The following is a 23,735-nucleotide window of genomic DNA, read 5'->3' on the forward strand; positions in this document are numbered from 1 at the left end:
CGGGCTCCGGCGCGCGCCTCTGCACCGGTACGTGTACGGGCTCCGCCCTCCGTACCGCCCGCTGCGGCTGGTTGTACGACACCGTGTGCGTCACGATCCGCCCGCTCGGCAGCCGCTCGCGCGTCCGCTCCAGATAGCCCGTCGTCTCCAACTCCCGCAGCGCGGCGGCGATGCGCGCCTCGCTCTCCGGGAAGCGCTCCGTCAGGCACTTGATGCCGATCCGGGCCCCGGCGGGCAGCGACTGGATGTGGACGGCCAGCCCGATCGCGACGAGGGTCAGCTCACGGTGCTGGGCGAGGTGGTTGCCGACGACCGTGTAGCGCTTGGTGTGCCGGGTGTTGGCGTGTACGACACCGGATCGGGCGAGGGGCCGGGGAACTCCGGACGTGGCGCGCGACGGCGCGCTAAGGTGCTGAACATCCATTGGGAAGGTCTTGCTTCCTAGGTGGTGAGGCCCTCGTTCGGGATGCCAGTCCCGGCCGGGGGCCGCTGTCTGTATTGAGCTGTCGCCGCGAGCATATGCCCGCCAACCCGTACGAAATCCAGCCCAGTTGCGGGAGTTCACCCATGCGGGTGATGGGAGGCTGGTGGGGTTGGGAGGGTCTTTTCCTCTCCAGGTCATTGAAGGTTCTTTACGTCGCGGGGCACCTGGTCGCGGCCGACCGGGTCGGGGTTCACCGGGTCGTGGCAGACCGCGATCCGGTCGGCCGCGATCCGTTCTCCGCGATCCGGTCGAGACCACGCACCTTAGGGAGTTGGCGGGATGAGTTTTCGGCTGGCGGCGTACGCCGTGTGCGTCGAGGGCGGGCGGGTGCTGCTCGCCCGCCACGTATCGGCGACGGGCGACAGCACCTGGACGCTTCCGGGTGGCAGGGTCGAGCACGCGGAGGATCCGTTCGACGCGGTGATCCGGGAGGTCGGCGAGGAGACGGGCTGCGACGCGGTGGTCGAACGGCTGCTGGGCGTGGACTCAAGGGTCGTCCCGGCGGCGGAACGTGCCGTCCCCGGCGGACCGGAACACCAGAACGTCGGCGTCTTCTACCAGGTCCGCATCACCGGCGGCCGGCTCCGGCCCGAGCCGGACGGCGAGATCGCCGAGTCCGTCTGGACTCCGATCCCCGATGTCGCCGGCCTGCGCCGCTCCTCGCTGGTCGACATCGGCCTGACCCTGGCACGGACCCTGCCGGCGACCGGCCACGTCGCCCCCGTCACGGTCGGCGGCCTGATCCGGCACTGAGCACGACGGATGACATCTGTCATGAACAGTGATGACAGGTCGGCACTGCTCCCGCCGTCCCCACCCCGCCTAGCTTGGACGCAGCAGGGCCCGCTCCTGACGGCCCGCCCGACGCCAACGGTTGGAAAGAGACCATGCCGAACGAGATGCTCATCGTCGAAGACCTTCTGCTGCTGATGTTCGACGACGAATCGGGAGCGATCGCGGGGGAGGGCACGCTGTACTACACGCTGGGCGGCGCCGTACTCGTGGAGCTCGGCCTCGGGAAGTACGTCAGGGTCGACGAGAACGATCAGGGACTGAACGGCCTGAAGGTGCACGCCGTCGCCGGTGACCGGCCGGCGGATCCGGTGCTCCGGGCCGCGCACGAGAAGGTCGCCGAACGGAAGCGCGGTGTGCAGACCCTCCTCATCGAGATCGGCACCGGGATGCGGCAGACCGTGCTCGATCGGCTCGTGGAGCGGGGCATGCTGCGCCAGGAGACGAAGAAGACGCTGGGGCTGTTCCGTACGACCGCGACGAAGGCGGCGGACACCGGGCACAAGAAGGCCCTCATGGAGAAGGTCCGCGCCGTCCTGGTCGACGGCGCGGAGCCCGATGCCCGTACGGCGTCGCTGGTCGGACTGCTGGCCGCGAGCGGCACCCTGCCGAGCCTGCACCGGTCCATCCCGTGGTCGGGCAAGATCTACAAGCGCGCGAAGGAGCTGGAGCAGGGCAGCTGGGGCGCCGAGGCGGTGAACGCGGCGGTGATGCGGACCGTGGTGGCGACGTCCGTGGGGACGGCCATCGCCGTCACCAGTTAGAGCCCGCGGGCCGGGTTCGCCCCCTGCTCACGCCCGCGGAAACCCAGGAGCCCCCGCAGGCATGTCATGGAAGGATTCGTGCGGTCTACAGGGGGTGGGGCGCATGGGGCTCGACTACGGCTACGAGATATTCGTCCCGGCGCGGAACGTCGGCAAGGCACTCATCGCGCTCTCCGACCTGGCGCCGCGAACCGATCGGGTACCGCCGCTCGCGCTCACCCTGCCCGGCGGCGGCCGGCTCTCCGTCCCGTTCACGTCCCACTTCAGGAGCGAGCCGGTCGATTGCTCCGCCAGCGAGACGCTCGAACTCGACACCTCCATCATGTCCGGCGTGGACGACGCGGTGCGCGAGTACGTGGCGGGCCGTGGCCTCGAACCCGACGAGCTGGGCAGAGTCCAGATCGGGTACATCTACCTCACGGTGCGGTTCGCGCCCGCGCAGCACCCCGCCCACGCCGCACTGGAGTTCACCGCGGCCACCTCGGGGATGAGCAGGATGTTCGAGCGCTCCGCAGCCGTCTGGGAGGTGTTCACGGGACTGACAGCCGCGAGTGGCGGGGTGTGCTGTCTGCTGGACACCGAGAGCGACACCTTCCAGATCTGCTGGCTCAACGGCCGGCCGGTGCGGGACACGGTCCCTGGCCCCAACTTCGCGGACCACGCCGACCTTGTGGCGACGTGGCCCGGCTGAGCGGGTCATGCTTGGGCGGTGCCAGGACAGCGGAAGAGGAAGCGACAGCAGCAGCGGCGGGCGCGTGGCCGGGAGAACGAGGCCGGGCGCTGGATGGTGGTCTTCGAGACCCAGGACCATTCGGAGTGGCGGACCCGACTGCGTGAACTCCGCGCCGCCGACGAGCCGATCGACTGGGAGTCGGCCCGGATCGACACGCTGTGCGGCCGGCTCACGTATCCGACCACCTACCGGCTGAGCGTGTTCGTACCGGATCCGCGCCCGGCGGGTCCCGGGGCGGGCTGACCGCTCGGCAGGGCGGCTACAGCTTGCTGAGCGCCCGCATCGCTTCGCGTTCGATGCGCGCGAGTTCGTGGAGGACGGCGCCGGCCCGGGTGAGGGTCTTCGCGTCGCCGGACTCGCCTGCCGCCGCGACGAGTTCGGCCACCTCCGTCCAGCGGGCGGCGGCTTCCGCGTACAGGCGGTGGCCGGTGCGCAGGTGGTCGCTGTCGACCAGCCCGGCGGACTCGGCGAGGAAGTCCCGGTAGAGATTGCGGAACAGGGCGCCGCCGGTGCCGGCCTTCTCCATGAGGACGGCCGCCCGTGGCAGGTCCTCCCGCGGATCGTCGCTGCGCTCCAGCCACTTCGGCACTTGCTTCGCGGTCTTCTCGATGCCCCGGTGGCCGAGGTTCGCGATGGGCGGGTTCAGGAAGGCGTCGGCACAGGTCTTGATGGCGGGGATGATCCGGCCCTGCGGTGAGGCCGCCGTGCCGCCGGGCGCCGTGATCGTGAAGGAGCGGTGCCTGGCGGTCATGGGGCCGCGCTCGGCCCTTGCCCTGGCCAGGGCGGCGAGGCCGGTCGTGACCGCTCCGCCCTGCGGGGCGGTGTCCACCAGGTGGGCGTCCCTCTCGTCGTAGCCGTACATCGCCACGACGTGCCCGCCGAAGTGCACCTTGGTACTGAAGTAGTCCAGGTGGTAGCTGTCGAGCTGAAGACCGACCGGCCGGCCGGCGTCGATGGGTCCCGCCACGTTCTGCCACGCCTTGCGCGCGGACGTGGTCTCCTCGACCAGCAGATCGAGCCCAAGTGCGGCGGTCAGATTCCTGGTCAGCTCGAACGGCTTGACCCGGCCGCCGAGGAACGGGAAGCCCATGGCTCTGCTGTCCCAGTAGATGAAGGAGAGCCCGGAGCCGAGCCCGAACAGCATCGGCTCGGACAGGTCGATCCCCTCATGCCGCAGCAGCACGCCCAGCGCCGTCGTCTCACAGTGCTCCATGCCACGGACGTCGATGTCCTTCACCATGCCCATGTCGCTCATTTCCCTTGGATGGTCGTGCCCGCGCGTCAGATCGCGTACGCGCCCGTGTGGGGCCTTCCGTGTTCGCGCGCGTACGGGGTGAGAGCCACCGCCCCGATCCCGCGCACCGTGTTCTGCGGGCCCAAATCCAGCGGGCTCACGCCCAGTTGGTCCGCGAGCTGCGGGGAGAGATACGCGGCGAGGTCCGCCCACTCCTCGTCGTCGGCCCCGGGGTCCCCCACCGGGGTGATGCCCTCCTCGACGCAGGCGGCGCGCTCCTCGGGCAGTGGCTCACCCACGGTGTACCGCGCTCCGTCGTCGTCCCAGTAGGAGCCGAAGCGGCGCACGACGGTCCCCTCCTGGACGACGAGCCACCCCGCCCCGCCGCCCTGCTCCCCGAAGTAGTACGCCTGGGCCCGGCCGTAGCGTCGGCTCAGCCCGGTCACGACGCGCAGGACATCCTCCGCGCGCACCGGATCGACGGGATTGCACCAGGGGCCAAGCACCAGGGTCCATCCGTCGACCTCCGGAGTGACGTAGACCCTGCCGTACTCGGCGCCGTCGTGGCTGTCGTGCACTCCGACGTTCAGCCCGAGCTCGAACGTCGCGGGCCGCGCCTCGAAGAGGTCGAGCACCTCCATGACCCCCCGCTGGTCGCCGGTGGGGACGGCTATCCAGGAGGTGGAGCAGGTGTCGAGGGACTGTGGCCGGTCGTCCAGCACCTTGATACGGATCAGCCGCTCCACGGCGGCACGGTCCGCAGGCGACAGCGCCTCCTCGCCGCCGACCGACGCGAGGACGGACAGGGCGCGGGACCGCAGCCGCCCGGGGCCATGGACGCGTACCTCGCGCATACGGTCCACGACGTCCGGCCCCAGCATCGTCAGCACCCACTCGGCGCGCTGGGCGACGTCCGGGTCCGGATCCGCGAGCAGCGGAGTCAACGCGTCGATCACCAGCGGGTAGTCCACGTCGGGGTTCGGCTCCCGGCCGTAGGCCACCGAGCAGGCGCACTGGATTCCGTACGCGGCGGAGCTGCGCACCTGGGCGGACGGGTGCGAGAGGGCCTCGACGTACCGGTCGACCGTGCGCAGGGCGACGAACACGCGGCTGACGCGGCGCCGCGACTCCTCGTCCCCGGCGGCGGCCAGCGCCGCCTGCACCTGGTCGAAGGCGACCGGCCCGATCCGCTTCGCCAGCACGAACTCGATCTGCCCGTGCGGGACGGGCGAGTCCCCACCCAGCAACTCACCGAGCAGCGCCCCCACGGCCGCGCCCCCCTGCGCGGCCAGCCTCTCCCGCGCGGCCTCCCGCAGGTCGGGGTCGGCCAGGGCCCTGATCGCATCCACCACGGTCTCCTTCCCGGGCGCGCTGTTCTCCTGCCGCCCATGGTGGTACACGGCACTGACAGTCCCCGCCGGAGGACAGTGCTCCAGCAGATCCACATGGCCTCGGAGGCAGCGGCCGACGCCGTCGGCACTGACCAAGCGCAACCGTCCCTTCAACGCCACGCGGACACAGAGAAGCATTTGATTTCACTCAACGAGTCCAAGGATCATGCCTGTCGGCCGAGTTCGTGACGCTCGGTTCATGACCGGTCACCACAGGGCAACGGGCGGACGGGACACGGGGAGGACACGGGGATGGCGTGGGACGAGTGGGAGCAGCTCAAGTCCGATGCGATGGAGCGTAGTTCGGCGCAGACGCAGTTGAATCAGTTATCGGCAGGTCAGGGCGGCAGTACGTCGGGTGGCACCGCGTCCGGGGACGTGAAGTCGGACAAGAAGGCGTGGTCGACAGCCGGGACAGGTCTCAAGCTCCTGGATGAGCCCATCGGCAGAGCGCTGACGCAATTGAGCGACGGGCAGACGGGGTTGGAAGCGGTCGGGGTGCAGAGTGCCGTGGCACAGAAGGAGTTGTACGACTCCTGGAAGAAGTACGTCAAAGGTGTGAGCAGGCGGTGCGGCGACCTGGGAGGGCTGTTGGACACCGCGGGGCACACGCTGTCGAAGACCGATGAACAGCTCAAGGGAGAGCTGGACAAGATCAAGAATCAGTACCAGGACACGGCCGCCGTCGGTGGCGCGAAGACGGAGAAGTGATCCGGGGTATGGATCTCGCGACACTGAAGGCTTTCAAGCCCGCTGAGTTCGAGAACGCGGCGGACGGTTACCGGGGGACGGCCGCGATGGCCACCGCGGCCAAGGACACGATCGATAATCAGATCTGCGCGGGGATCCGTAATCAGCTCAAGGGTGAAGCTGCGGAAGCCGCCTTGCGGGCGCTCGGTGAGCTGTCGAAGAACTTCCACTACACGCAGAGCGAATGCGGACTCGTAAGCGCGGCGCTGAACGGGTTCGCGTTCGACATGGCGGTGGCCAAACGCAAGCTCGAAGCGGCTCTCGAAGACGCTGGATCCAACGGCTGCACGGTGGACGCGAATGGCGCCGTCACTTATCCGCCCGGCGGCAAGGAGCAGGACGGCAGGGTCCCGGACGGCGGCACGGTGACGGGTGCGGCAGGCAGCTCGGGCAGCCCGACGGCGGCGCTGGACCGACAGGCGGCTGCCATGCATCCGAACCCGAACTACGGCAAGGCGGCCCAGTACGCGGACCGGATCGCGGATTCTTTGAAGGAAGCGGCAGACGCGGACGCGAAGTGGGCGCCGAAGCTGCGTGCGCTGAAGGCAGACGACGACCTCGTTGTGTCCGACGCGGACTGGGTTGATACCAAAGAGGACGCAGGCGGCGTGCTCCAGGCCGCCGACGCGTATCTCGACGGAATCACGCCATCGCCGAAGGACGGTACCCCTGGGCAGAACGTTGAATGGTGGAATTCCCTCACCGCCGAGCAGCGCGCGGACTACCTCGCTGTTCATCCAGGAGCGATCGGCGCGTTGAACGGCCTCCCGGCGGACATCCGTGACGAGGGGAACCGGATGGTTCTCGCGCAGACCAGAGCGACGTACCAGATGGAGTTGAGCGGTATTCCTCCAGAGCCGACCAAGTTCCAGCCCAGCCTCAACGCCTCGTGGCCATCGGGCATGACCACAGCCGAATGGCGAGACTGGAACAGCAAGTACGGAGAGAAGCGTGCCCGGCTGGAGAATGCGATGAAGGGAATGGACCAGATCCAGGAGAGGTTCGACCGGACCGGAGAGAAGGGGCTTCCCGAGGCTTATCTGCTGGGCTTCGATCTCACAGGACTGGGGGACGGAAAAGTCATCCTCGCCAACGGAAATCCGGATGTGGCGGACCACGTGGGCGTCTATGTGCCCGGCACCCACGCGGGCATCGAGAGCATTGGCGACGGCGATGACCTGGGTGAGTTCGGTAAGGCAGAGAAGCTCTGGGACGAGAGCAACGCCATGTCGCCGGGGAAGCAGGTCTCTACAATCACCTGGCTCGATTACAACGCTCCGGACAACATCCCGACGGAGGCGACACAGGGCAAGTACGCCGATGAGGGTGGACCTCGGCTGTACGACTTCCTTCAAGGCAACAGAGCAGCGCAGGAGAGCGCAGTCGGCAGCGCTGCCCACAACACGGCGATCGGTCACAGCTACGGCAGCACTGTGGTGGGTGTCGCGGCGCAGTCAGGAAGTTGGCAGGACTCCAAAACCGTCGACGACTTCGTATTCGCCGGCAGCCCTGGGGTCCAGGCGGACCATGCGGCGGATCTGGGAGCAGGTGCCGATCACGTGTGGGCGATGGGTGCGCCCTGGGACGACCAGGGTGTGAGGCAGGGCGGTCGCCTGGTGGGTCTTGGCGACAACGCGACCATTCCGACCGATTCATGGTTCGGCGGCAACATCATGGCGAGCGACTCGGCCGATCACGGCGGATTCTGGGACGAAGGTTCCACAAGCCTGCTCAATCAGGCGGCTGTCATCACCGGGAACTATCAGAGAGTGAAACTTGAATAGAGAAGTGTCGGTCTTTTTCTCCGCTCTGGCGGCTTGCTTGATATTGGCCGGGTGCTCACAGGGAAACGAGGCAGAGGTGGAAGTACGTGACGGCGATTCGGTCTCGACTGAAGTCGAGGGGGCATCCAGTCGCATCCTGGAGATGATGGCGCTCAAGGGGAAGGTGACCGAGTCGGGTGCCAAGGTCTCGCGGTGTTCGGACTATGAGCCCGAGGACGAGGTCTACCGGGCTCGTCAACCGTGGAGCGTGTACGACCTTCCTGTGCCGGAGCTGGAGAAGGCCATGGACCGACTCCGGCAAGAATTGCCGAAGGCGGGCTGGACCATTGTCAAGGACGGCACGGACGGAACTCCTGCCAAGGCTCCGCAGATTATTGCTCAATCCAAGGGGAGAGAATTCGGGGCGGACATTCGGTTGATGGACCAACGTAAGTACGGAGATGACCCTTCGTTGATCCTCGTCGCGGTCGAATCGGCCTGCTTCCGCGCGAAGTGACCCCCTGCGGTCCAAGCGCGTCCTGATCCCACCCAGACCGGAAAGTGCACCGCTCAGTGACTCTTCCGGGTCCAGGTTTCCGGTGTGGGGGGAAGGGTCCACGGCCCCCCAGGTTCCTCCACTGTTGGGCGGCTGAGCGCTTGCCCGGACTCTGGCTCACCGCGACGCCCCACGCGGCCGGGAGCTCGTGTTCCGCTCCCGCCCGCCGGGACGTGTCTGTGGGGGGCTACGTCGTTTCGAAGAGCCCTTCGGCGGACGGCGTGTTGAGGGCGCGGGCGAGCCAGCCGAGCAGGGTCTCGGCGTCGTTGCAGCCGGTAATGCGCCCTCGGACATCCTCGGAGACGTCGATCCCGCGCAGCTCCAGAATGAAGAGGATGTCCTCCGCCCGGCTTTCGGCTCGGCCCTCGTCCCGGATTTCCTCCGAGAGCGGCGACTTGTAGAAAGAAAGGTCCACGGCCACCAGTTTCCTCCAGAGTGCTGCGGCGGGCAGGTTGCCCAGGCCCTGTGAGATGAGTTCGACGATCGGGTTCTTGATGGCTTCCGGGGTCTCCCGCAGCGCGGTCGTCATCGCTTTGAGTATGACATCGGGGTCCCGATCGGCACCGTGCGTGATGAGAGACAGCGTGGCGAGCGCCAGGTCCTTGCGGACCTCGGCCGCGTCGGTGATCACCGGCATGTTGTGCGGGCCCACCACCAGCGGGCGCAGGGTGATTGACGGCCACTGCGGTGGCCCGATGTCGACGGGCAGCGTGGCCCATTCAGCCGTGGCGCGGTCCTGGCAGACGACCAGCAGTACGGGCGGCAGCCGGTACTTCGTGTGCAGATACGACAGGTAGTAGGTCCAGCTCGCGGGCTTCGCCGGGTCCTTCTTTCCCTGGGCCTCGATCGCGAGGAGATAGGACCCACCGTCCTCGGTCTCGACCCGTAACAGCGTGCCCACGCGCCGCTCGACGGGCCGGGACTCGGTGAGGTCCGTGGGCAGGATGGTGACCCCGACGAGGGGGCCGAAGTCGACCCCGAGCACTTCGGAGACACCGGAGAAGAGCCCGGGGTGGTCCTGGAAGATGCGATGCATCGCCTCATGGGGCGCGCTGACCATGCGGGTTCCTGTTGGGTGATTAGAGGTTGCCTCTGGCACATGCCAGGACTTCTGTTCCGCTGAGCGTAAACAGACAATCGGCCCTGGTCATAGCTCAGTTGGGCATATTCACCCGCAGGGGTGAGGTCGACCGTGCGAGGTCCAGCTCCGCCCAGACCGTCGTGCGTGGCACCGGGCCCGACGCCACTCCCCACCGGTCCGCCAGTACCTCGACCAGCAGCAGCCCTCTCCCAGACTCGGCGTCCGGAGGCGGAAGTTGGGGGCTGAGTCCCGGGACGCGGTCGCCCCGGGTGTCGGTCGCCTCGATGCGGAGAACCCGACCGTCGTCTGTCCTGCGCAGCTCCAGCGGGAAGTCCCGCCCGGACGGCCGGCCGTGCGTGGGTGACGAGTGGCGCGGCCAGCTCGAACGGCTGCTGGAGATCGGACAGTTGAGAAACGTCTCCCTGCAGGTGATGCCGCTCGACTGCGAGACCCACCCTGGGCTGGACGGGGGCATTGAGAGGTGCTGAAGTTCGGAGACGGAACGGCGGTTGGACGCTCAGGAGGAGCCTTCAACGGGCGCCGAGCACAGCTCCGGGCTCAAGTGGTTCAAGAGCAGCTACAGCGACAGCAGCAGTGGAAACGACTGCGTCGAGGTCGCCCTTACCTCCGCCACGGTGCACGTCCGCGACTCCAAGAACATCGCGGGCCCGCGTCTCGGGCTCGGGCCCGCCGCTTGGGTGAGCTTCGTGGCTTACGCCTCTGAGTGCTGAACCCGCCCTGCGCATGTCCCACAGAGGGCAAGGTTCGGCTCAGCGGCCGTAGTCGTAGCGGCAGGCCGCGATCCGGACCTCGTCCCCCACCAGTTTGTAGACGAGACGGTGTTCCTCAGTGATACGGCGCGACCAGTACCCCTGGAACCCGGGCTTGAGGGGCTCCGGCTTCCCGATGCCCTCGTTGCCGTTGCGCATCACGTCCTGGAGAAGCGTATTGATCCGCTTCAGAACCTTTCGGTCCTCCGACTGCCACCACACGTAGTCGTCCCAGGCGGACTCGGACCACACCAGCTTCACTCGGCAAGCTCCTGCACTGTGCCGCCGCCGTTCTCGAGCTGGTCGATCGAGGCCAGCAGGCGCCGGGCGTTCTCCGGGTTCCTGAGCAGGTAGGCCGCTTCCTTGAGGGACTCGTAGTCGTCCAGCGCCACCATCACGACCGCATCGTGCCCGGCTCTCGTGATTATGACTTCTTCACGGTCGTTGACGACCGAGTCCAGCGTCTCCGCATACTTTGCCCGCGACTCGGTGTACGACATCGTCCTCATGAGATCGCCTCCCAGCGCTACGTACAGATAACTGTACAGGCGGCGCTGTAAAGGCGACTCGGCTTTTACGCGTGCTGCGGCATCTCGTCCTTCAGGTTGGAGCGGATCTGGGCCCGCAGTTCCGCTGTGTTCTCGTGGCCGTGTACCGAGGCCGCGTGTTCGCTCGCGGCGCGGACCACCTCGTCCTCCTCGCCCGTGATCGCGAGGGTGCAGTTCGTCTCGCTCGGCATGTCACGGCAATCCACTACTTTGCGCATGATTCACACCTCCATGTACCAGTATCCACCCCTTCGGGTGGCTCCGGACATGGTGTGTGCGCCTGACGCGTCAGCCGTGGGGTTCGCCCGTCACCCCGTGGGGTACGCTCTCGGGCCGCGATTGGCCAGGGCTCCGGGCCATATGGCACACTGCACAGGTTGCTCGGTTGAGTGCCGATGCTGCGCGCCTCCCGCCGGGAGGACCGGAAGCGAGTCCCACAGTACTCGTCGGCCCATCTGCCTCTCACGGCAGCGCTGGGACGGACGTACGGGAATCTTCCGGGAAGTGTCAGCGGGGTACCGGCCAGGCACCCGGTGGGCGTTCGTCCCCGGTCTCGCGGACTTCGGGCCCGCAACCCCTTGGCAGGGAAATCCTTCGGGATCTCGTATGTGGAGGGAATGCGACACGCCCGACCGCGTGGGTCGGAGACAAGCAGTGCGTGGACATGGCGCACACCCCACCAGGGGCCAGAGCGTTTGAGAGAACAGGACTACTGAGTAGCCATGGCGGGACAGAAGATCCGCATCCGGCTCAAGGCCTACGACCACGAGGTCATCGACTCTTCGGCGAAGAAGATCGTCGAGACGGTGACTCGCACTGGTGCGTCGGTCGCGGGCCCGGTGCCGCTGCCCACTGAGAAGAACGTGTACTGCGTCATCAAGTCGCCGCACAAGTACAAGGACTCGCGCGAGCACTTCGAGATGCGCACGCACAAGCGCCTGATCGACATCCTCGACCCGACGCCCAAGACCGTTGACTCGTTGATGCGCCTGGACCTTCCGGCCGGCGTCGACATCGAGATCAAGCTCTGAGAGGCGCGGAAGAGATGGCAAAGCAGATCAAGGGTGTCCTGGGCGAGAAGCTCGGCATGACCCAGGTCTGGGACGAGAACAACCGTGTCGTCCCGGTGACCGTGGTCAAGGCCGGACCCTGCGTTGTAACCCAGGTCCGTACGAATGACTCCGACGGCTACGAGTCGGTCCAGATCGCCTTCGGCGAGATCGACCCGCGCAAGGTGAACAAGCCCCTCAAGGGTCACTTCGCCAAGGCCGACGTGACCCCCCGCCGCCACCTGGTGGAGCTCCGCACCTCCGACGCGTCCGAGTACACGCTCGGCCAGGAGGTCACCGCCGCTGTGTTCGAGTCCGGCGTCCGCGTGGACGTCACGGGCAAGAGCAAGGGCAAGGGCTTCGCCGGTGTCATGAAGCGTCACAACTTCAAGGGCCTCGGCGCCGGTCACGGAACCCAGCGCAAGCACCGCTCTCCCGGCTCCATCGGTGGCTGCGCCACCCCGGGCCGTGTGTTCAAGGGCCTCCGCATGGCGGGCCGCATGGGCAACGAGCGGGTCACCACCCAGAACCTGACCGTTCACGCCGTTGACGCGGAGAAGGGCCTGCTCCTCATCAAGGGCGCGGTCCCCGGTCCGAACGGCGGCCTCGTCCTGGTCCGCACCGCGGCGAAGGGGGCCTGAAGACATGAGCACCATCGACATCATGTCGCCCTCGGGCGACAAGTCCGGGACCGTTGAGCTCCCGGCCGAGATCTTCGACGCCAAGGTCAGCATCCCGCTGATCCACCAGGTCGTCGTCGCGCAGCTGGCCGCCGCCCGTCAGGGCACGCACAAGGTCAAGCGCCGTGGCGAGGTCCGTGGTGGTGGCAAGAAGCCTTACCGCCAGAAGGGCACCGGCCGCGCCCGTCAGGGTTCGACCCGTGCGCCGCAGTTCGCCGGCGGTGGCGTCGTACACGGCCCCACCCCGCGTGACTACTCGCAGCGGACCCCGAAGAAGATGAAGGTCGCCGCCCTGCGCGGTGCCCTCTCGGACCGGGCCCGCAACGCTCGTATCCACGTCGTCTCCGACGTGGTCGAGGGCGCGGCGTCCACCAAGGCCGCCAAGACCCTGCTCGGCAAGGTCAGTGAGCGCAAGCACGTGCTCCTGGTCGTCGAGCGGAGCGACGAGACCGCGTGGCTGTCCGCGCGCAATCTCCCCGAGGTCCACCTGCTGGACCCGGGACAGCTCAACACGTACGACGTGCTTGTCTCCGACGACGTGGTCTTCACCAAGGCCGCCTTCGAGTCCTTCGTGTCCGGCGGGGCTGCGCGACAGACTGCCGAGACCGAGGGGAGCGAAGCCTGATGGCCGAGATCACCAGCAAGACCTTCACGGACCCGCGTGACGTTCTCGTCAAGCCCGTGGTGTCCGAGAAGAGCTACGCGCTGCTCGACGAGAACAAGTACACGTTCATCGTCGCGCCCGGCTCCAACAAGACCCAGATCAAGCAGGCCGTGGAAGCGGTCTTCTCGGTCAAGGTCACCGGGGTCAACACGATCAACCGCCAGGGCAAGCGCAAGCGCACCCGCACCGGTTTCGGCAAGCGCGCTGACACCAAGCGCGCCATCGTGACCCTCGCCGAGGGCGACCGTATCGACATCTTCGGCGGCCCGACTTCCTAACGGGAGTCGGATCGAATCGAAGTCCGGAATATTCCGAGGACTGAGAAATGGGTATCCGCAAGTACAAGCCGACGACCCCGGGCCGTCGTGGCTCCAGCGTCGCCGACTTTGTAGAGATCACGCGGTCCACGCCGGAGAAGTCGCTGGTCCGCCCCCTGCACAGCAAGGGCGGCCGTAACAACGCCGGTCGTGTGACCGTTCGCCACCAGGGTGGCGGCCACAAGCGCGCCTTCCGTGTGATCGATTTCCGTCGTCACGACAAGGACGGCGTGCCGGCCAAGGTCGCGCACATCGAGTACGACCCGAACCGCACCGCGCGCATCGCGCTCCTGCACTACGCGGACGGCGAGAAGCGCTACATTCTCGCGCCGCGTGGCCTGACGCAGGGCAGCCGTGTCGAGAACGGCCCGTCCGCCGACATCAAGCCCGGCAACAACCTGGCGCTGCGCAACATCCCGGTCGGTACGACCATCCACGCCATCGAGCTGCGTCCCGGCGGCGGCGCGAAGTTCGCCCGTTCCGCGGGCACTTCCGTACAGCTGCTGGCGAAGGAGGGCTCCATGGCCCACCTTCGTATGCCGTCCGGAGAGATCCGGCTGGTCGACGTCCGCTGCCGCGCCACCATCGGTGAGGTCGGCAACGCCGAGCAGTCGAACATCAACTGGGGCAAGGCCGGCCGTATGCGCTGGAAGGGCGTCCGCCCGACCGTCCGCGGTGTCGCCATGAACCCCGTTGACCACCCGCACGGTGGTGGTGAGGGCAAGACCTCCGGTGGTCGCCACCCGGTCAGCCCGTGGGGTCAGAAGGAAGGTCGTACGCGTTCGCCGAAGAAGGCGAGCAACAAGTACATCGTCCGCCGCCGCAAGACGAACAAGAAGCGCTAGGAGCGGGTTTAGATGCCGCGCAGTCTCAAGAAGGGGCCCTTCGTCGACGGCCACCTCATCAAGAAGGTGGACGTCCAGAACGAAGCTGGCACCAAGAACGTCATCAAGACCTGGTCCCGTCGCTCGATGATCATCCCGGCCATGCTGGGTCACACCATCGCGGTGCACAACGGCAAGATCCACGTCCCGGTGTTCGTCACCGAGTCGATGGTCGGCCACAAGCTCGGCGAGTTCTCGCCGACTCGCACCTTCCGCGGCCACGTCAAGGACGACCGGAAGTCGAAGCGCCGCTAACCGCGGGGTGGAAACGACTATGACTTACACCGAAGGGACAACCATGGAAGCCAGGGCCCAGGCGCGGTACATCCGCGTCACGCCCATGAAGGCCCGCCGCGTGGTGGACCTCATCCGTGGCATGGATGCCACGGAGGCTCAGGCGGTCCTGCGTTTCGCCCCGCAGGCCGCGAGCGTGCCGGTCGGCAAGGTGCTGGACAGCGCCATTGCCAACGCCGCGCACAACTACGACCACCCTGACGCCTCTTCGCTGGTCATCAGCGAGGCGTACGTGGACGAGGGTCCGACCCTGAAGCGGTTCCGGCCGCGTGCCCAGGGCCGTGCCTACCGGATCCGTAAGCGGACCAGCCACATCACCGTGGTCGTCAGCAGCAAGGAAGGAACCCGGTAATGGGCCAGAAGGTTAACCCGCATGGGTTCCGGCTCGGTATCACCACGGACTTCAAGTCCCGCTGGTACGCCGACAAGCTGTACAAGGACTACGTCAAGGAAGACGTCGCCATTCGTCGCATGATGACGAAGGGGATGGAGCGTGCCGGTATCTCCAAGGTGGAGATCGAGCGCACCCGTGACCGCGTCCGCGTGGACATCCACACCGCACGTCCGGGCATCGTCATCGGCCGCCGCGGCGCCGAGGCCGACCGCATCCGCGGCGAGCTGGAGAAGCTGACCGGCAAGCAGGTTCAGCTCAACATCCTCGAGGTCAAGAACCCCGAGGTGGACGCTCAGTTGGTGGCCCAGGCCGTCGCCGAGCAGCTGTCCTCGCGTGTCTCCTTCCGTCGCGCCATGCGTAAGAGCATGCAGTCGACGATGAAGGCCGGCGCCAAGGGCATCAAGATCCAGTGTGGTGGCCGCCTCGGCGGCGCCGAGATGTCGCGCTCGGAGTTCTACCGCGAGGGCCGCGTGCCCCTGCACACGCTCCGTGCCAACGTCGACTACGGCTTCTTCGAGGCCAAGACGACCTTCGGCCGCATCGGCGTGAAGGTCTGGATCTACAAGGGCGACGTCAAGAACATCGCCGAGGTGCGCGCCGAGAACGCCGCGGCGCGCGCGGGCAACCGCCCGGCCCGTGGTGGCGGCAGCGACCGTCCCGCCGGCCGCGGTGGCCGCGGTGGCGAGCGTGGCGGTCGCGGTGGCCGCAAGCCGCAGCAGGCTCCCGGCGCCGAGGCCCCCAAGGCCGAAGCGACGGCTGCTCCGGCCGCGGAGGCCGCGCCCTCTTCTACCGGCGGAACGGAGGCCTGACCGAAATGCTGATCCCCCGTAGGGTCAAGCACCGCAAGCAGCACCACCCGAAGCGCAGCGGAATGTCCAAGGGTGGCACGCAGGTTGCGTTCGGCGAGTACGGCATCCAGGCGCTGACCCCGGCGTACGTGACGAACCGTCAGATCGAGGCCGCTCGTATCGCGATGACCCGTCACATCAAGCGTGGCGGCAAGGTCTGGATCAACATCTACCCGGACCGTCCCCTCACGAAGAAGCCCGCCGAGACCCGCATGGGTTCCGGTAAGGGTTCTCCCGAGTGGTGGATCGCGAACGTCAAGCCCGGCCGGGTGATGTTCGAGCTGTCCTACCCGAACGAGAAGGTTGCCAAGGAGGCGCTCACCCGCGCCGCCCACAAGCTTCCGATGAAGTGCCGCATCGTTCGGCGCGAGGCAGGTGAGTCGTGATGGCGGCCGTTACCAAGGCGTCCGAGCTGCGTGAACTGGGCAACGAGGAGCTTGTCGCCAAGCTTCGCGAGGCCAAGGAAGAGCTGTTCAACCTCCGCTTCCAGGCGGCGACCGGTCAGCTCGAGAACCACGGCCGGCTGAAGCTGGTCCGGAAGGACATCGCGCGGATCTACACCCTGATGCGTGAGCGCGAGCTGGGCATCGAGACGGTGGAGAGCGCCTGATGACTGAGAGCAACGTGACTGAGACGACCGAGAAGAGCGAGCGCGGCTTCCGCAAGACCCGTGAGGGTCTGGTCGTCAGCGACAAGATGGACAAGACCGTCGTCGTCGCTGTCGAGGACCGCGTGAAGCACGCCCTGTACGGCAAGGTCATCCGCCGTACGAACAAGCTCAAGGCTCACGACGAGCAGAACGCCGCCGGGATCGGCGACCGTGTCCTCCTCATGGAGACCCGGCCGCTGTCCGCGACGAAGCGCTGGCGCATCGTCGAGATCCTCGAGAAGGCCAAGTAATCCAGGCCAGGTAATCCCTCCCAGGGCATTCCCTAGGAGTAGTTCCGCCAGGCTCGGCGGGGGCCGACCGTAAGGACGGCCCCCGCCGGGAACCGGCAGACGATCAGGAGATAGACGTGATCCAGCAGGAGTCGCGACTGCGTGTCGCCGACAACACTGGTGCCAAGGAGATCCTTTGCATCCGTGTTCTCGGTGGCTCGGGTCGCCGCTACGCGGGTATCGGTGACGTCATCGTCGCCACCGTCAAGGACGCGATCCCCGGTGGCAACGTGAAGAAGGGTGACGTCATCAAGGCGGTCATCGTTCGCACCGTGAAGGAACGCCGCCGCCAGGACGGCTCGTACATCCGCTTCGACGAGAACGCCGCCGTCATTCTGAAGAACGACGGCGACCCTCGTGGCACCCGTATCTTCGGCCCGGTGGGCCGTGAGCTGCGCGAGAAGAAGTTCATGAAGATCATCTCGCTCGCGCCGGAGGTGCTGTAAGCATGAAGATCAAGAAGGGCGACCTGGTTCAGGTCATCACCGGCAAGGACAAGGGCAAGCAGGGCAAGGTCATCGTGGCCTACCCCACGCAGGACCGTGTTCTCGTCGAGGGTGTCAACCGGGTCAAGAAGCACACCAAGGCCGGCCAGACCGCACGTGGTTCGCAGACCGGCGGCATCGTGACGACCGAAGCCCCCGTTCACGTCAGCAATGTTCAGCTGGTCGTGGAGAAGGACGGCAAGAAGGTCGTTACCCGCGTCGGCTACCGCTTTGACGACGAGGGCAACAAGATCCGCGTTGCCAAGCGGACCGGTGAGGACATCTGATGACGACCACAACCGCACCGCGTCTGAAGCTGCGCTACCGCGAGGAGATCGCGGGCAAGCTGCGTGAGGAGTTCTCGTACGAGAACGTCATGCAGGTCCCCGGTCTCATCAAGATCGTGGTCAACATGGGTGTGGGCGACGCCGCCCGCGACTCCAAGCTGATCGAGGGTGCCATCAAGGACCTCACCACGATCACCGGTCAGAAGCCGGCCGTCACCAAGGCCCGCAAGTCGATCGCGCAGTTCAAGCTGCGCGAGGGGCAGCCGATCGGCTGCCACGTCACCCTCCGCGGTGACCGCATGTGGGAGTTCCTGGACCGTACGCTGTCGCTCGCGCTGCCGCGTATCCGTGACTTCCGCGGCCTGTCGCCCAAGCAGTTCGACGGCCGTGGCAACTACACCTTCGGTCTCACGGAGCAGGTCATGTTCCACGAGATCGACCAGGACAAGATCGACCGGGTCCGGGGCATGGACATCACCGTGGTGACCACGGCGACCAACGACGACGAGGGTCGTGCCCTCCTTCGTCACCTCGGCTTCCCGTTCAAGGAGAACTGACCGTGGCGAAGAAGGCTCTGATCGCTAAGGCCGCCCGCAAGCCGAAGTTCGGCGTGCGCGGTTACACCCGCTGCCAGCGCTGCGGGCGCCCCCACTCCGTCTACCGCAAGTTCGGCCTCTGCCGTGTCTGCCTTCGCGAGATGGCACACCGCGGCGAGCTGCCGGGCGTCACCAAGAGCTCCTGGTAATTCTCCCTCCGGGGGAATCAACCAGAAGCTCTCGGTAAGCAACTGGTCGGCGGAAGCCCTGCTCCACATGCCGTAGGCTTGGGGGGTTGGGCGTCCGCCGCCCAAAACTTACTACGCCGTAGGTCCCCGTGCCGCACCCGTCCCGCCATCGAGTGGGGAGAGGGATGGCGCATACAGGAAACCCCGGCGAGAGAGGCCGAAGGCCAATTCATGACCATGACTGATCCCATCGCAGACATGCTCACGCGTCTGCGTAACGCGAACTCGGCGTATCACGACACCGTCGAGATGCCGCACAGCAAGATCAAGTCGCACATCGCGGAGATCCTCCAGCAGGAGGGCTTCATCACCGGCTGGAAGGTCGAGGACGCCGAGGTCGGCAAGAGCCTCACCCTCGAGCTGAAGTTCGGCCCGAACCGCGAGCGTTCGATCGCCGGCATCAAGCGCATCTCGAAGCCGGGTCTGCGCGTGTATGCCAAGTCCACCAACCTGCCCAAGGTGCTCGGCGGCCTGGGCGTGGCGATCATCTCCACGTCCCACGGTCTTCTGACGGGCCAGCAGGCAGGCAAGAAGGGCGTAGGTGGGGAAGTCCTCGCCTACGTCTGGTAGTCGGGAACGGAGGAAAAGCTCATGTCGCGAATCGGCAAGCTCCCCATCCAGGTTCCCACCGGTGTGGACGTCACCATCGACGGCCGTACGGTCGCGGTGAAGGGCCCCAAGGGTTCCCTCTCGCACACCGTCGCAGCGCCGATCGAGGTCTCCAAGGGCGATGACGGCACCCTCTCGGTGCTGCGCCCGAACGACGAGCGTCAGAACAAGGCCCTGCACGGCCTGTCCCGCACGCTGGTGGCGAACATGATCACCGGTGTGACCCAGGGATACAGCAAGGCGCTCGAAATCAGCGGTGTCGGTTACCGCGTCCAGGCGAAGGGCTCCAACCTGGAGTTCGCGCTCGGATACAGCCACCCGATCGTCGTCGAGGCCCCCGAGGGCATCACCTTCAAGGTCGAGTCCCCGACGAAGCTGAGTGTCGAGGGCATCGACAAGCAGAAGGTCGGCGAGGTCGCGGCGAACATCCGCAAGCTGCGGAAGCCCGACCCGTACAAGGCCAAGGGCGTCAAGTACGCCGGCGAGGTCATCCGCCGCAAGGTCGGAAAGGCGGGTAAGTAGCCATGGCATACGGTGTAAAGATCGCCAAGGGCAAGGCCTACAAGGCCGCTGCCATCAAGCGCCGTCACATCCGCGTACGCAAGAAGGTCTCGGGCACGCAGGTCCGCCCCCGGCTCGTTGTGACGCGTTCCAACCGCCACATGGTGGCTCAGGTCATCGACGACATCGCGGGCCACACGCTCGCGTCGGCGTCGACCCTGGACACGTCGATCCGCGGCGGCGACGCCGACAAGAGCGCCCGGGCACAGCAGGTCGGTGCCCTGGTCGCCGAGCGTGCCAAGGCCGCCGGTATCGAGGCTGTCGTGTTCGACCGTGGTGGCAACCAGTACGCCGGGCGGATTGCCGCTCTGGCCGACGCCGCCCGTGAAGCCGGGCTGAAGTTCTAAGCCCCGGTTCCGGAGCTAGCGGACGTAACAGAGAGAGGTAATTCCAATGGCTGGACCCCAGCGCCGCGGAAGCGGTGCCGGTGGCGGCGAGCGGCGGGACCGGAAGGGCCGTGACGGTGGCGGTGCCGCCGAGAAGACCGCGTACGTCGAGCGTGTCGTCGCGATCAACCGTGTCGCCAAGGTCGTGAAGGGTGGTCGTCGCTTCAGCTTCACCGCGCTGGTCGTGGTGGGCGACGGTGACGGCACCGTGGGTGTCGGTTACGGCAAGGCCAAGGAGGTGCCGGCCGCCATCGCCAAGGGTGTTGAGGAGGCCAAGAAGCACTTCTTCAAGGTCCCCCGTATCCAGGGCACCATCCCGCACCCGATCCAGGGTGAGAAGGCGGCGGGCGTCGTCCTGCTCAAGCCCGCGTCCCCCGGTACCGGCGTCATCGCCGGTGGCCCGGTGCGTGCGGTGCTCGAGTGCGCCGGCGTCCACGACATCCTGTCGAAGTCGCTCGGTTCGTCGAACCCGATCAACATCGTGCACGCGACCGTGGCGGCCCTCCAGGGTCTGCAGCGTCCCGAGGAGATCGCGGCCCGCCGCGGTCTGCCCCTCGAGGACGTCGCCCCCGCGGCTCTGCTTCGTGCGCGTGCGGGAGCGGGTGCGTGATGGCCCGTCTCAAGATCACGCAGACGAAGTCGTACATCGGCAGCAAGCAGAACCACCGCGACACCCTCCGTTCGCTGGGCCTCAAGCGGCTCAACGACGTGGTTGTCAAGGAGGACCGTCCCGAGTTCCGCGGCATGGCCAACACCGTGCGGCACCTCGTGACGGTTGAGGAGGTCGACTGACATGGCGGAGCAGAAGCCGCTGAAGGTCCACAACCTCCGTCCCGCCCCCGGAGCCAAGACCGCCAAGACCCGTGTGGGCCGTGGCGAGGCGTCCAAGGGTAAGACGGCCGGTCGTGGCACCAAGGGTACGAAGGCCCGTTACCAGGTTCCGGCACGCTTCGAGGGCGGGCAGATGCCCCTCCACATGCGCCTGCCGAAGCTGAAGGGCTTCAAGAACCCGTTCCGTACCGAGTACCAGGTCGTGAACCTGGACAAGCTGGCCGAGCTCTACCCGCAGGGTGGCGAGGTCACGGTGGCCGATCTGGTCGACAAGGGTGCGGTCCGCAAGAACAGCCTCGTCAAGGTCCTGGGCCAGGGCGAGATCTCCGTGGCACTGACGGTTTCGGTTGACGCCGCTTCCGGCTCCGCCAAGGAGAAGATTGCCGCCGCCGGCGGCTCCGTCACCGAGCTCGTCTGAGACGTCTCGGACAAGTTGATGGACTGAACACCCAACCGGGGATGCCTCTCATAAGGGGCATCCCCGGTTGGTCGTTCCTAGGGGGGCAGGTACGCCGGTAAGGTGGCGTGCGTTGTTGCTGTATTGAACCCGGGGGTCCGCCCCCGGACCCCGAGCCACGCGGACTGTCCGCAGGGGTGGTCGCGTGGCTTTTTGCCTGATATGTATCCGTCGATCCTCAAGACCGTCACCCTTGACGCGCGAGCGCGGGGGTCGCAGGAGGCACCGTGCTCACCGCGTTCGCCCGGGCGTTCAAGACGCCCGACCTGCGCAAGAAGCTGCTCTTCACGCTGTTCATCATCGTGCTGTACCGGTTCGGGGCACACATCCCCGTACCGGGCGTCAGCTACGAGAACGTGCAGACGTGCGTCGACGCAGCCCAGAAGGGCAATAACAGCCTGTTCGGCTTGGTGAACATGTTCAGCGGCGGAGCGCTGCTGCAGATTACGATCTTCGCGCTCGGCATCATGCCGTACATCACGGCAAGCATCATCCTGCAGCTGCTGACTGTGGTCATCCCCCGACTCGAAGCCCTCAAGAAGGAAGGGCAGTCCGGCCAGGCCAAGATCACCCAGTACACCCGATACCTGACAGTCGCCCTCGCGGTGCTCCAGGGCACCGGTCTGGTGGCCACCGCTCGCAGCGGCGCGCTCTTCAGCGGCTGCCCCGTCGCCTCGGAGATCGTCCCCGACCAGTCGATCTTCATCACCGTCACGATGGTCATCACGATGACCGCCGGTACGGCCGCCGTCATGTGGCTCGGTGAGATGATCACCGACAAGGGCATCGGCAACGGCATGTCCATCCTGATGTTCATCTCCATCGCCGCCGGATTCCCGGGCGCGCTGTGGGCCATCAAGGAGAGCGGCAAGCTCGCTCAGGGCTGGATCGAGTTCGGCACCGTCATCCTGATCGGCTTCGTGATGGTGGGTCTCGTCGTCTTCGTCGAGCAGGCGCAGCGCCGGATCCCCGTCCAGTACGCGAAGCGGATGATCGGCCGCAGGTCCTACGGCGGTACGTCCACGTACATTCCGCTCAAGGTCAACCAGGCGGGTGTGATTCCCGTCATCTTCGCGTCGTCGCTGCTCTACATCCCGGCGCTCATCGCGCAGTTCTCCAGTTCGCAGTCGGGCTGGAAGACATGGATCGAAGCCCACTTCATCAAGGGTGACCATCCGTATTACATCGCGACCTACTTCGTGCTGGTCGTGTTCTTCGCCTTCTTCTACGTGGCCATCACGTTCAACCCCGAAGAAGTCGCGGACAACATGAAGAAGTATGGTGGCTTCATCCCGGGCATCCGGGCAGGTCGACCTACTGCCGAGTATCTGAGTTACGTACTCAACCGGATCACTTGGCCGGGCTCGCTGTACCTCGGGTTGATCGCTCTCGTCCCAACGATGGCGTTGGCAGGCTTCGGCGGCGCGAACCAGAACTTCCCGTTCGGCGGGACAAGCATCCTGATCATCGTGGGTGTGGGTCTGGAGACCGTGAAGCAGATCGAGAGCCAGCTCCAGCAGCGTAATTACGAAGGGTTCCTCCGCTGATGCGAATCGTCCTCGTCGGACCGCCCGGTGCCGGCAAGGGAACGCAGGCTGCGTACCTCGCCAAGAACCTGTCCATTCCACACATCTCCACCGGTGATCTCTTCCGCGCCAACATCAGCCAGGGCACCGACCTCGGCAAGCAGGCGAAGAGCTTCATGGACGCCGGGAACCTGGTTCCCGACGAGGTCACCATCGCGATGGCGCTGGATCGGATGGCACAGCCGGACGCCGCGAACGGCTTCCTTCTGGACGGCTTCCCCCGCAACGTCTTCCAGGCCGAGGCGCTCGACAAGGCGCTCACTGCCGAGGGGTTGCACCTGGACGCCGTGCTGGACCTGGAGGTCGACGAGGACGAGGTGGTCAAGCGGATCGCCGGTCGGCGCGTCTGCCGCAACGACAGCTCGCACGTCTTCCACGTCACGTACAGCCCGCCGAAGAAGCAGGGTGTGTGTGACGACTGCGGCGGCGAGCTGTACCAGCGGGGCGACGACTCCGAGGAGACGGTCCGCACGCGGCTGGAGGTCTACCACACGCAGACCGAGCCGATCATCGACCACTACCGGGAGCAGGGCCTGGTGGTCACCATCTCCGCGCTCGGCAAGGTCGCCGAGGTGACCCAGCGCGCGATGGCGGCCCTCGAAGGGGGCGGCCGGGCGGCCTAGGCCGGTCCGGTTCACCCACCACCCGCGCACCAGGCACCACGCGTCACCCGCAACACCCGCACCACACAGCACGGCACAGTGATACGGCCGGGGCGCCCCGAGGGGCACCACGGCCGTACTGCTGTCCGGGGACTACCGTAGATGTCCCGGCGGACGCCGCCGGGGAGACAGCGTTTCATCGACCGAGTGAG

General features: G+C 66.7%; 37 protein-coding genes and 2 pseudogenes. 32 read left to right on the top strand and 7 right to left on the bottom strand.

The window, feature by feature from the left end:
- Positions 1 to 424: pseudogene (locus GXP76_RS14390) on the bottom strand (helix-turn-helix domain-containing protein); the annotation flags it as partial.
- Positions 425 to 763: 339 nt separating this feature from the next.
- Here GXP76_RS14390 and GXP76_RS14395 point away from each other — a divergent pair.
- From GXP76_RS14395 to GXP76_RS14410, 4 genes are all read left to right on the top strand, one after another.
- Positions 764 to 1,237, top strand: coding sequence for an NUDIX hydrolase (locus GXP76_RS14395; RefSeq protein WP_242571914.1), 474 nt, complete (start codon positions 764 to 766; stop codon positions 1,235 to 1,237).
- A 134-nt stretch (positions 1,238 to 1,371) separates the two neighbouring features.
- Entirely contained in the window at positions 1,372 to 2,040 is a 669-nt protein-coding gene (locus GXP76_RS14400) for a GPP34 family phosphoprotein (protein ID WP_242571915.1), read from the top strand.
- Between the two features lie 61 nt (positions 2,041 to 2,101).
- Entirely contained in the window at positions 2,102 to 2,731 is a 630-nt protein-coding gene (locus tag GXP76_RS14405; protein WP_308354131.1) for a hypothetical protein, read from the top strand.
- Positions 2,732 to 2,749: 18 nt separating this feature from the next.
- Positions 2,750 to 3,016, top strand: coding sequence for a hypothetical protein (locus GXP76_RS14410; RefSeq protein ID WP_242571916.1), 267 nt, complete (start codon positions 2,750 to 2,752; stop codon positions 3,014 to 3,016).
- A gap of 16 nt (positions 3,017 to 3,032) precedes the next feature.
- On the opposite strand, the gene GXP76_RS14415 is transcribed toward GXP76_RS14410, so the two are convergent.
- Both GXP76_RS14415 and GXP76_RS14420 read right to left on the bottom strand, forming a co-directional pair.
- Positions 3,033 to 4,019 (bottom strand): BtrH N-terminal domain-containing protein, encoded by a 987-nt coding sequence (locus tag GXP76_RS14415; protein WP_242571937.1) that lies wholly within the window; start codon positions 4,017 to 4,019, stop codon positions 3,033 to 3,035.
- Positions 4,020 to 4,054: 35 nt separating this feature from the next.
- Positions 4,055 to 5,356, bottom strand: a complete 1,302-nt coding sequence (locus tag GXP76_RS14420) for a HEAT repeat domain-containing protein (protein WP_242571917.1) — start codon at positions 5,354 to 5,356, stop codon at positions 4,055 to 4,057.
- A gap of 294 nt (positions 5,357 to 5,650) precedes the next feature.
- Between GXP76_RS14420 and GXP76_RS14425 the strand changes: the two genes are divergently transcribed.
- The 3 genes from GXP76_RS14425 (at position 5,651) to GXP76_RS14435 (ending at position 8,428) form a co-directional block, all read left to right on the top strand.
- The gene (locus GXP76_RS14425) at positions 5,651 to 6,109 is read left to right on the top strand and encodes a hypothetical protein (RefSeq protein ID WP_242571918.1); all 459 of its coding nucleotides are present in this window, start codon (positions 5,651 to 5,653) and stop codon (positions 6,107 to 6,109) included.
- Positions 6,110 to 6,117: 8 nt separating this feature from the next.
- Entirely contained in the window at positions 6,118 to 7,932 is a 1,815-nt protein-coding gene (locus GXP76_RS14430) for an alpha/beta hydrolase (RefSeq protein WP_242571919.1), read from the top strand.
- Between the two features lie 76 nt (positions 7,933 to 8,008).
- Positions 8,009 to 8,428, top strand: a complete 420-nt coding sequence (locus GXP76_RS14435) for a hypothetical protein (RefSeq protein ID WP_242571920.1) — start codon at positions 8,009 to 8,011, stop codon at positions 8,426 to 8,428.
- A gap of 226 nt (positions 8,429 to 8,654) precedes the next feature.
- Here GXP76_RS14435 and GXP76_RS14440 read toward each other — a convergent pair whose 3' ends face one another.
- Positions 8,655 to 9,527: a hypothetical protein gene (locus GXP76_RS14440; protein WP_242571921.1), complete on the bottom strand. Its 873-nt coding sequence runs from the start codon at positions 9,525 to 9,527 to the stop codon at positions 8,655 to 8,657.
- 389 nt (positions 9,528 to 9,916) lie between these two features.
- Between GXP76_RS14440 and GXP76_RS14445 the strand changes: the two are divergent.
- Together GXP76_RS14445 and GXP76_RS14450 are read left to right on the top strand one after the other, a co-directional pair.
- A pseudogene (locus tag GXP76_RS14445) lies at positions 9,917 to 10,089 on the top strand (Scr1 family TA system antitoxin-like transcriptional regulator); the annotation flags it as partial.
- Positions 10,058 to 10,279 carry a DUF397 domain-containing protein gene (locus tag GXP76_RS14450; RefSeq protein WP_242571922.1) on the top strand — a complete coding sequence of 74 codons (222 nt, stop codon included), beginning with the start codon at positions 10,058 to 10,060 and terminating at the stop codon, positions 10,277 to 10,279. The pseudogene GXP76_RS14445 and the gene GXP76_RS14450, both read left to right, overlap by 32 nt.
- A gap of 39 nt (positions 10,280 to 10,318) precedes the next feature.
- Here GXP76_RS14450 and GXP76_RS14455 read toward each other — a convergent pair whose 3' ends face one another.
- The 3 genes from GXP76_RS14455 to GXP76_RS14465 form a co-directional block, all read right to left on the bottom strand.
- Positions 10,319 to 10,579, bottom strand: a complete 261-nt coding sequence (locus GXP76_RS14455; RefSeq protein WP_242571923.1) for a Txe/YoeB family addiction module toxin — start codon at positions 10,577 to 10,579, stop codon at positions 10,319 to 10,321.
- Complete coding sequence (locus GXP76_RS14460) at positions 10,576 to 10,827, bottom strand: type II toxin-antitoxin system Phd/YefM family antitoxin (protein WP_242571924.1); 252 nt, start codon at positions 10,825 to 10,827, stop codon at positions 10,576 to 10,578. The genes GXP76_RS14455 and GXP76_RS14460 overlap by 4 nt, the downstream gene beginning before the upstream one ends.
- Positions 10,828 to 10,892: 65 nt before the next feature.
- Positions 10,893 to 11,084 (bottom strand): DUF1059 domain-containing protein, encoded by a 192-nt coding sequence (locus GXP76_RS14465; RefSeq protein ID WP_078079541.1) that lies wholly within the window; start codon positions 11,082 to 11,084, stop codon positions 10,893 to 10,895.
- Positions 11,085 to 11,588: 504 nt separating this feature from the next.
- Between GXP76_RS14465 and rpsJ the strand changes: the two genes are divergently transcribed.
- The 23 genes from rpsJ (at position 11,589) to GXP76_RS14580 (ending at position 23,544) form a co-directional block, all read left to right on the top strand.
- The gene (rpsJ, locus tag GXP76_RS14470; RefSeq protein ID WP_003948644.1) at positions 11,589 to 11,897 is read left to right on the top strand and encodes a 30S ribosomal protein S10; all 309 of its coding nucleotides are present in this window, start codon (positions 11,589 to 11,591) and stop codon (positions 11,895 to 11,897) included.
- A 14-nt stretch (positions 11,898 to 11,911) separates the two neighbouring features.
- Complete coding sequence (gene rplC, locus GXP76_RS14475) at positions 11,912 to 12,556, top strand: 50S ribosomal protein L3 (protein WP_078075548.1); 645 nt, start codon at positions 11,912 to 11,914, stop codon at positions 12,554 to 12,556.
- 4 nt (positions 12,557 to 12,560) lie between these two features.
- On the top strand, positions 12,561 to 13,220 hold the full coding sequence (gene rplD, locus GXP76_RS14480) for a 50S ribosomal protein L4 (RefSeq protein ID WP_078075547.1): 660 nt from the start codon (positions 12,561 to 12,563) through the stop codon (positions 13,218 to 13,220).
- Positions 13,220 to 13,537: a 50S ribosomal protein L23 gene (gene rplW / locus GXP76_RS14485; RefSeq protein WP_147874344.1), complete on the top strand. Its 318-nt coding sequence runs from the start codon at positions 13,220 to 13,222 to the stop codon at positions 13,535 to 13,537. Before rplD ends, rplW begins: the two co-directional genes overlap by 1 nt.
- A 47-nt stretch (positions 13,538 to 13,584) precedes the next feature.
- Complete coding sequence (rplB, locus tag GXP76_RS14490; protein WP_147874343.1) at positions 13,585 to 14,421, top strand: 50S ribosomal protein L2; 837 nt, start codon at positions 13,585 to 13,587, stop codon at positions 14,419 to 14,421.
- 12 nt (positions 14,422 to 14,433) lie between these two features.
- Positions 14,434 to 14,715, top strand: a complete 282-nt coding sequence (gene rpsS / locus GXP76_RS14495; RefSeq protein WP_023539342.1) for a 30S ribosomal protein S19 — start codon at positions 14,434 to 14,436, stop codon at positions 14,713 to 14,715.
- Between the two features lie 43 nt (positions 14,716 to 14,758).
- Entirely contained in the window at positions 14,759 to 15,106 is a 348-nt protein-coding gene (gene rplV, locus GXP76_RS14500) for a 50S ribosomal protein L22 (protein ID WP_026290933.1), read from the top strand.
- Entirely contained in the window at positions 15,106 to 15,957 is an 852-nt protein-coding gene (rpsC, locus tag GXP76_RS14505) for a 30S ribosomal protein S3 (RefSeq protein WP_242571925.1), read from the top strand. The genes rplV and rpsC overlap by 1 nt, the downstream gene beginning before the upstream one ends.
- A 5-nt stretch (positions 15,958 to 15,962) precedes the next feature.
- A complete protein-coding gene (rplP, locus tag GXP76_RS14510; RefSeq protein ID WP_023539339.1) occupies positions 15,963 to 16,382 on the top strand; it encodes a 50S ribosomal protein L16 in 420 nt (139 codons plus the stop codon).
- Entirely contained in the window at positions 16,382 to 16,606 is a 225-nt protein-coding gene (gene rpmC / locus GXP76_RS14515; protein WP_030351440.1) for a 50S ribosomal protein L29, read from the top strand. Before rplP ends, rpmC begins: the two co-directional genes overlap by 1 nt.
- Positions 16,606 to 16,896, top strand: a complete 291-nt coding sequence (gene rpsQ, locus GXP76_RS14520) for a 30S ribosomal protein S17 (RefSeq protein ID WP_078075544.1) — start codon at positions 16,606 to 16,608, stop codon at positions 16,894 to 16,896. The genes rpmC and rpsQ overlap by 1 nt, the downstream gene beginning before the upstream one ends.
- A 116-nt stretch (positions 16,897 to 17,012) precedes the next feature.
- A complete protein-coding gene (gene rplN, locus GXP76_RS14525; protein ID WP_023539336.1) occupies positions 17,013 to 17,381 on the top strand; it encodes a 50S ribosomal protein L14 in 369 nt (122 codons plus the stop codon).
- Between the two features lie 2 nt (positions 17,382 to 17,383).
- Positions 17,384 to 17,707, top strand: coding sequence for a 50S ribosomal protein L24 (rplX, locus tag GXP76_RS14530; protein ID WP_114659657.1), 324 nt, complete (start codon positions 17,384 to 17,386; stop codon positions 17,705 to 17,707).
- Positions 17,707 to 18,264, top strand: coding sequence for a 50S ribosomal protein L5 (rplE, locus tag GXP76_RS14535; protein ID WP_078075543.1), 558 nt, complete (start codon positions 17,707 to 17,709; stop codon positions 18,262 to 18,264). The genes rplX and rplE overlap by 1 nt, the downstream gene beginning before the upstream one ends.
- 2 nt (positions 18,265 to 18,266) lie before the next feature.
- Complete coding sequence (locus GXP76_RS14540) at positions 18,267 to 18,452, top strand: type Z 30S ribosomal protein S14 (RefSeq protein WP_003948630.1); 186 nt, start codon at positions 18,267 to 18,269, stop codon at positions 18,450 to 18,452.
- A gap of 210 nt (positions 18,453 to 18,662) precedes the next feature.
- Positions 18,663 to 19,061, top strand: a complete 399-nt coding sequence (gene rpsH, locus GXP76_RS14545) for a 30S ribosomal protein S8 (protein WP_023539333.1) — start codon at positions 18,663 to 18,665, stop codon at positions 19,059 to 19,061.
- Positions 19,062 to 19,082: 21 nt separating this feature from the next.
- Entirely contained in the window at positions 19,083 to 19,622 is a 540-nt protein-coding gene (gene rplF / locus GXP76_RS14550; RefSeq protein WP_242571926.1) for a 50S ribosomal protein L6, read from the top strand.
- Between the two features lie 2 nt (positions 19,623 to 19,624).
- Entirely contained in the window at positions 19,625 to 20,008 is a 384-nt protein-coding gene (gene rplR / locus GXP76_RS14555; RefSeq protein WP_147874340.1) for a 50S ribosomal protein L18, read from the top strand.
- Between the two features lie 46 nt (positions 20,009 to 20,054).
- Positions 20,055 to 20,657, top strand: a complete 603-nt coding sequence (rpsE, locus tag GXP76_RS14560; protein ID WP_078075538.1) for a 30S ribosomal protein S5 — start codon at positions 20,055 to 20,057, stop codon at positions 20,655 to 20,657.
- The gene (gene rpmD, locus GXP76_RS14565) at positions 20,657 to 20,839 is read left to right on the top strand and encodes a 50S ribosomal protein L30 (protein ID WP_041985698.1); all 183 of its coding nucleotides are present in this window, start codon (positions 20,657 to 20,659) and stop codon (positions 20,837 to 20,839) included. The genes rpsE and rpmD overlap by 1 nt, the downstream gene beginning before the upstream one ends.
- A gap of 1 nt (position 20,840) precedes the next feature.
- Positions 20,841 to 21,296, top strand: a complete 456-nt coding sequence (gene rplO / locus GXP76_RS14570; protein ID WP_078075537.1) for a 50S ribosomal protein L15 — start codon at positions 20,841 to 20,843, stop codon at positions 21,294 to 21,296.
- A 266-nt stretch (positions 21,297 to 21,562) separates the two neighbouring features.
- Positions 21,563 to 22,882 carry a preprotein translocase subunit SecY gene (gene secY / locus GXP76_RS14575; RefSeq protein WP_078075536.1) on the top strand — a complete coding sequence of 440 codons (1,320 nt, stop codon included), beginning with the start codon at positions 21,563 to 21,565 and terminating at the stop codon, positions 22,880 to 22,882.
- On the top strand, positions 22,882 to 23,544 hold the full coding sequence (locus tag GXP76_RS14580) for an adenylate kinase (RefSeq protein WP_242571927.1): 663 nt from the start codon (positions 22,882 to 22,884) through the stop codon (positions 23,542 to 23,544). The genes secY and GXP76_RS14580 overlap by 1 nt, the downstream gene beginning before the upstream one ends.
- Positions 23,545 to 23,735 lie beyond the last annotated feature (191 nt).

This window comes from Streptomyces sp. NP-1717, from assembly GCF_022695985.1.
Lineage (GTDB): Bacteria > Actinomycetota > Actinomycetes > Streptomycetales > Streptomycetaceae > Streptomyces.

What these genes read in the sequence shown, in the direction of transcription:
- GXP76_RS14395 (WP_242571914.1), top strand. Translation starts at nt 764, where the DNA reads ATGAGTTTTCGGCTGGCGGCGTACGCCGTGTGCGTCGAGGGCGGGCGG.
- GXP76_RS14400 (WP_242571915.1), top strand. Translation starts at nt 1,372, where the DNA reads ATGCCGAACGAGATGCTCATCGTCGAAGACCTTCTGCTGCTGATGTTC.
- GXP76_RS14405 (WP_308354131.1), top strand. Translation starts at nt 2,102, where the DNA reads ATGTCATGGAAGGATTCGTGCGGTCTACAGGGGGTGGGGCGCATGGGG.
- GXP76_RS14415 (WP_242571937.1), bottom strand. Translation starts at nt 4,019, where the DNA reads ATGGGCATGGTGAAGGACATCGACGTCCGTGGCATGGAGCACTGTGAG.
- GXP76_RS14425 (WP_242571918.1), top strand. Translation starts at nt 5,651, where the DNA reads ATGGCGTGGGACGAGTGGGAGCAGCTCAAGTCCGATGCGATGGAGCGT.
- GXP76_RS14430 (WP_242571919.1), top strand. Translation starts at nt 6,118, where the DNA reads ATGGATCTCGCGACACTGAAGGCTTTCAAGCCCGCTGAGTTCGAGAAC.
- GXP76_RS14440 (WP_242571921.1), bottom strand. Translation starts at nt 9,527, where the DNA reads ATGGTCAGCGCGCCCCATGAGGCGATGCATCGCATCTTCCAGGACCAC.
- GXP76_RS14460 (WP_242571924.1), bottom strand. Translation starts at nt 10,827, where the DNA reads ATGAGGACGATGTCGTACACCGAGTCGCGGGCAAAGTATGCGGAGACG.
- GXP76_RS14465 (WP_078079541.1), bottom strand. Translation starts at nt 11,084, where the DNA reads ATGCGCAAAGTAGTGGATTGCCGTGACATGCCGAGCGAGACGAACTGC.
- rpsJ (WP_003948644.1), top strand. Translation starts at nt 11,589, where the DNA reads ATGGCGGGACAGAAGATCCGCATCCGGCTCAAGGCCTACGACCACGAG.
- rplC (WP_078075548.1), top strand. Translation starts at nt 11,912, where the DNA reads ATGGCAAAGCAGATCAAGGGTGTCCTGGGCGAGAAGCTCGGCATGACC.
- rplD (WP_078075547.1), top strand. Translation starts at nt 12,561, where the DNA reads ATGAGCACCATCGACATCATGTCGCCCTCGGGCGACAAGTCCGGGACC.
- rplW (WP_147874344.1), top strand. Translation starts at nt 13,220, where the DNA reads ATGGCCGAGATCACCAGCAAGACCTTCACGGACCCGCGTGACGTTCTC.
- rplB (WP_147874343.1), top strand. Translation starts at nt 13,585, where the DNA reads ATGGGTATCCGCAAGTACAAGCCGACGACCCCGGGCCGTCGTGGCTCC.
- rpsS (WP_023539342.1), top strand. Translation starts at nt 14,434, where the DNA reads ATGCCGCGCAGTCTCAAGAAGGGGCCCTTCGTCGACGGCCACCTCATC.
- rplV (WP_026290933.1), top strand. Translation starts at nt 14,759, where the DNA reads ATGGAAGCCAGGGCCCAGGCGCGGTACATCCGCGTCACGCCCATGAAG.
- rpsC (WP_242571925.1), top strand. Translation starts at nt 15,106, where the DNA reads ATGGGCCAGAAGGTTAACCCGCATGGGTTCCGGCTCGGTATCACCACG.
- rplP (WP_023539339.1), top strand. Translation starts at nt 15,963, where the DNA reads ATGCTGATCCCCCGTAGGGTCAAGCACCGCAAGCAGCACCACCCGAAG.
- rpmC (WP_030351440.1), top strand. Translation starts at nt 16,382, where the DNA reads ATGGCGGCCGTTACCAAGGCGTCCGAGCTGCGTGAACTGGGCAACGAG.
- rpsQ (WP_078075544.1), top strand. Translation starts at nt 16,606, where the DNA reads ATGACTGAGAGCAACGTGACTGAGACGACCGAGAAGAGCGAGCGCGGC.
- rplX (WP_114659657.1), top strand. Translation starts at nt 17,384, where the DNA reads ATGAAGATCAAGAAGGGCGACCTGGTTCAGGTCATCACCGGCAAGGAC.
- rplE (WP_078075543.1), top strand. Translation starts at nt 17,707, where the DNA reads ATGACGACCACAACCGCACCGCGTCTGAAGCTGCGCTACCGCGAGGAG.
- rpsH (WP_023539333.1), top strand. Translation starts at nt 18,663, where the DNA reads ATGACCATGACTGATCCCATCGCAGACATGCTCACGCGTCTGCGTAAC.
- rplF (WP_242571926.1), top strand. Translation starts at nt 19,083, where the DNA reads ATGTCGCGAATCGGCAAGCTCCCCATCCAGGTTCCCACCGGTGTGGAC.
- rplR (WP_147874340.1), top strand. Translation starts at nt 19,625, where the DNA reads ATGGCATACGGTGTAAAGATCGCCAAGGGCAAGGCCTACAAGGCCGCT.
- rpsE (WP_078075538.1), top strand. Translation starts at nt 20,055, where the DNA reads ATGGCTGGACCCCAGCGCCGCGGAAGCGGTGCCGGTGGCGGCGAGCGG.
- rpmD (WP_041985698.1), top strand. Translation starts at nt 20,657, where the DNA reads ATGGCCCGTCTCAAGATCACGCAGACGAAGTCGTACATCGGCAGCAAG.
- rplO (WP_078075537.1), top strand. Translation starts at nt 20,841, where the DNA reads ATGGCGGAGCAGAAGCCGCTGAAGGTCCACAACCTCCGTCCCGCCCCC.
- GXP76_RS14580 (WP_242571927.1), top strand. Translation starts at nt 22,882, where the DNA reads ATGCGAATCGTCCTCGTCGGACCGCCCGGTGCCGGCAAGGGAACGCAG.